Below are 3,239 nucleotides of genomic sequence, written 5' to 3' on the forward strand. Positions count from 1 at the left end.
CTCTGTTGATGTGATTGTGTCCGGGATTCCTTGGGCACTTTTAAGCCAAGCGACACAAAAATGTATTTTAGAAAACATTTACAATACACTAAGTCCAGGGGGATATTTTGCTACCTTTGCTTATATTCTGCCTACATTAGGTGCAAAGAGATTCCGAAAAAGAATCTATGGAGATAAAATGTTTAGTGAAATTAAAAAATCCAAAATCGTATGGAATAATTTTCCTCCCGCATTTGTGTATTATTGTAGAAAATAACCTTTACCCCCTCTACATTTTGGAATCTTAAAGATTCAATAAAATCTCCAATTTATATAAAATATAACTTAATTTAAGTAAATATTTATAGTAATGCGCTATAATTGCAAATTTATTCCAAAAGTAATATTTTGGATTGTAAGAAGCAAATTATTATGAAAGGTAAAGTTATGAAAATTACCAAAATGGCAAAAGCCAACGAAATTAAACGTGATTGGATTGTTTTAGATGCGGAGGGTAAAACATTTGGTCGCCTCATCACCGAAATTGCCACACTTTTAAGAGGCAAACATAAACCAAGTTATACACCAAATGTAGATTGCGGTGATTTTGTTGTTGTTATCAATGCGCCAAAAGTAAAATTTAGCGGAATGAAACTAGAGGACAAAGAATATTTTACGCATTCAGGATATTTTGGTAGCACGAAGTCAAAAACACTGCAAGAAATGCTAGAGAAACACCCAGAGAAACTCTATAAGTTGGCTGTTCGTGGTATGCTTCCTAAAACGAAATTGGGTCGTATGATGATTAAAAAGTTAAAAGTCTATTGTGATGCAACTCATCCTCATAGCGCACAAGTTTCCAAAGAATCAAAATAAGGATTAACAAATGGCAAAAATTTATGCAACAGGAAAAAGAAAAACGGCGATTGCAAAAGTATGGCTAACTCCCGGAAGTGGAAAATTAAGCATTAATGAAACAAATCTTAATGATTGGTTGGGTGGTCATGAAGCAATCAAAATGAAAGTAATGCAGCCTTTGCTTTTAACAAAACAAGAAAAAAGTGTGGATATTGTTGCGGTCGCATTTGGTAGCGGTTACTCTGCGCAAGCAGAAGCACTAAGGCACGGGATTTCTAAGGCTTTAGCACTTTATGATGTTAATTTTAGAGCTATTTTAAAACCTAAAGGTTTATTGACGCGTGATTCTAGGGTAGTAGAGCGTAAAAAATACGGAAAGCGCAAAGCAAGAAGAAGCCCGCAATTTTCAAAAAGATAATCAAAATTCCATTCCAACAATTCTTTTTGGAATTTTTGGAGGGTTTTTCCTTTTTATTTCTTCAAAGTTTGGTTTGGTGTTTCTTTTGTGGAGAAAAGCAAAGGTTTGTGTTCCAAAAAGGAAAACCCATAGACCTAAATATGTTTTTATGAATTTCTTATAAAGAAACTTCAATGCTAAAAGCTATCAAGTATATTTTGAATTTTCAAAATCCACAATGGAATGCCGTTTTATTTTTTCATCTATTTTTCATTTTGGCATTATGTTGCATTCATTTGGGGTTCCATTTTCTTGATTTTTTGCGTTTGCAATCCCCTCAAAATTTTTTTGAGGGGGCATTGATTCTTACTTCAATGGACGCCTACTATTACGCAAAAGGCGCGCGGGATTTTCTTGCTTTGCTTAATGGAAGTTCGGAATGGAAAGAAATCTTGAACACATTATCCTCCTTGCATTTTCTTGCACTTCTTGGTGGAATTTTAGCAAAATGGACGAGTTTGGAGTTTGCTCTGACTTGGAGTAGCGTTTTTTTGAGCGCAAGCACAGCAGTTATGCTCTATCTTTTGATTTATCAGATTCTTAAGCAAGTTGTATGGAATCTCTTGCAAATTTTGCGGGGATTAAATCAGCCCAATGCGGAATCTTTACTATTCAATACTTTCCCATTATGTTTGCAGTTTTTGGCTTTTGTCGCAAGCTTGATTGCAATTCTTTTGCCTAGTTTTTATCAGCGTGTGGGAGCTGGGTATTTTGATACAGATATGTTGTTGCTGACTTTGCCTCTACTTACTTTTATTTTTTTATTACGATTCTTAACGCGCAGGGATTTATGCTTAAAATCCCTCGCACTTTTTGGAATCTCTGGTTATTTAGCCATTGCGTGGCATAATGGAATCCAAAATCTGCTACTTTTGGGATTCGCACTTTTTGTTCTGCTAGAGGGAATACAATTCTTAAAGGTGCGCGTAATTTCTCGCAAAATCCTCGCATTCATTGCGGTTTTTTTGATTATTCTTACGCCCTCGTCCTTTTGTTTTTTGGCATTAGTTTTGCTTTTGTTTGGAATCGCAAAATTGCCTCAAAAGATGTCTGTTTGGCTTATTTTTAGTTTGGGGTATGCAATTTTTTTTGGAGCTTTAAATCCGCTTCTTGCGCAGATTAATGCCTATATTTTTGGAGCGACACAGCACGCAAATGCCTATGTTTATGCGTCTGTTGTGAATGGAATCCTAGAGACAATGCCCACAAGCTTTTCCGCGCTCTTTGCACGCAGTGGTGGTCTTGCGCTTTTTTGTCTTGCATTTCTTGGCTTTGTAGCCTTTGGCGTTATGACTTTTGGCTTTTGGGTGGCGAGTTTGAAATATAGCGGATTTTTGGAATCTCTTTTTAAGCTCCCATATTCTTGCTCTTCTTGCGCGCAAGATTTTCAAGAATCCAAATCTTTAACGAATCTTTCGCGCCCTCAAGCCCTCCTGTTGATTTTTGTTTTTCTTCTGCCCTTTGCATTTTTGGGAGTGGCGTCTGTTTGGCTGGGTATGCGGTTTAGTTTTTTTATGACACCTGTGATTGCTTTTGGGATTGCTTTTGTGAGTCTGGTTGTTTTGAATCTTTTAAGGAAGTTTTTTGCTATTATTTTGCTTGCTAGCAGTGCAGTTATCGCGCTGTGGGTTGCAAATTTACACTATCAAATTCCGCCTCCAATTCTAAAAAATGCCGAGGTTCAAGCCTTTAAAGATTTGGATTTTAAACTCCATTCGCAAGATATTCTTTTGTCGTGGTGGGATTATGGATATGCGCTAAGATATTTTACAAAGGCGCAAGTATTGCTTGATGGCGCGAGACATTCGGGAGCAGCAAATTTCCCAATCGCTAAAATTTTGCTTAGCCCCTCCTTGACATTGTTTTATAACTTCTCGCTAGAGATTGCGCAGGCTATGCAAACTCTTCCTCCAAAACAATGGAATCAAATCTTTGAAATTCTTTC

Annotated in this window: 3 protein-coding genes and 1 pseudogene; all 4 read left to right on the forward strand. The window is 36.7% G+C overall.

Going from position 1 to position 3,239, the window contains the following annotated elements:
- A pseudogene (locus Q1553_RS01125) lies at positions 1–256 on the forward strand (SAM-dependent methyltransferase); the annotation flags it as partial.
- Between the two features lie 170 nt (positions 257–426).
- A complete protein-coding gene (rplM, locus tag Q1553_RS01130; protein ID WP_115552024.1) occupies positions 427–855 on the forward strand; it encodes a 50S ribosomal protein L13 in 429 nt (142 codons plus the stop codon).
- Between the two features lie 10 nt (positions 856–865).
- On the forward strand, positions 866–1,255 hold the full coding sequence (gene rpsI / locus Q1553_RS01135; RefSeq protein ID WP_115552023.1) for a 30S ribosomal protein S9: 390 nt from the start codon (positions 866–868) through the stop codon (positions 1,253–1,255).
- A 173-nt stretch (positions 1,256–1,428) separates the two neighbouring features.
- The coding region (locus Q1553_RS01140; protein ID WP_300842687.1) for an STT3 domain-containing protein at positions 1,429–3,239 on the forward strand (1,811 nt) is incomplete at its 3' end.

Origin of the sequence: Helicobacter sp. UBA3407 (genome assembly GCF_949747025.1) — a bacterium.
In the GTDB taxonomy this organism is placed as follows: Bacteria; Campylobacterota; Campylobacteria; order Campylobacterales; family Helicobacteraceae; genus Helicobacter_D; species Helicobacter_D ganmani.

What these genes read in the sequence shown, in the direction of transcription:
- rplM (WP_115552024.1), top strand. Translation starts at nt 427, where the DNA reads ATGAAAATTACCAAAATGGCAAAAGCCAACGAAATTAAACGTGATTGG.
- rpsI (WP_115552023.1), top strand. Translation starts at nt 866, where the DNA reads ATGGCAAAAATTTATGCAACAGGAAAAAGAAAAACGGCGATTGCAAAA.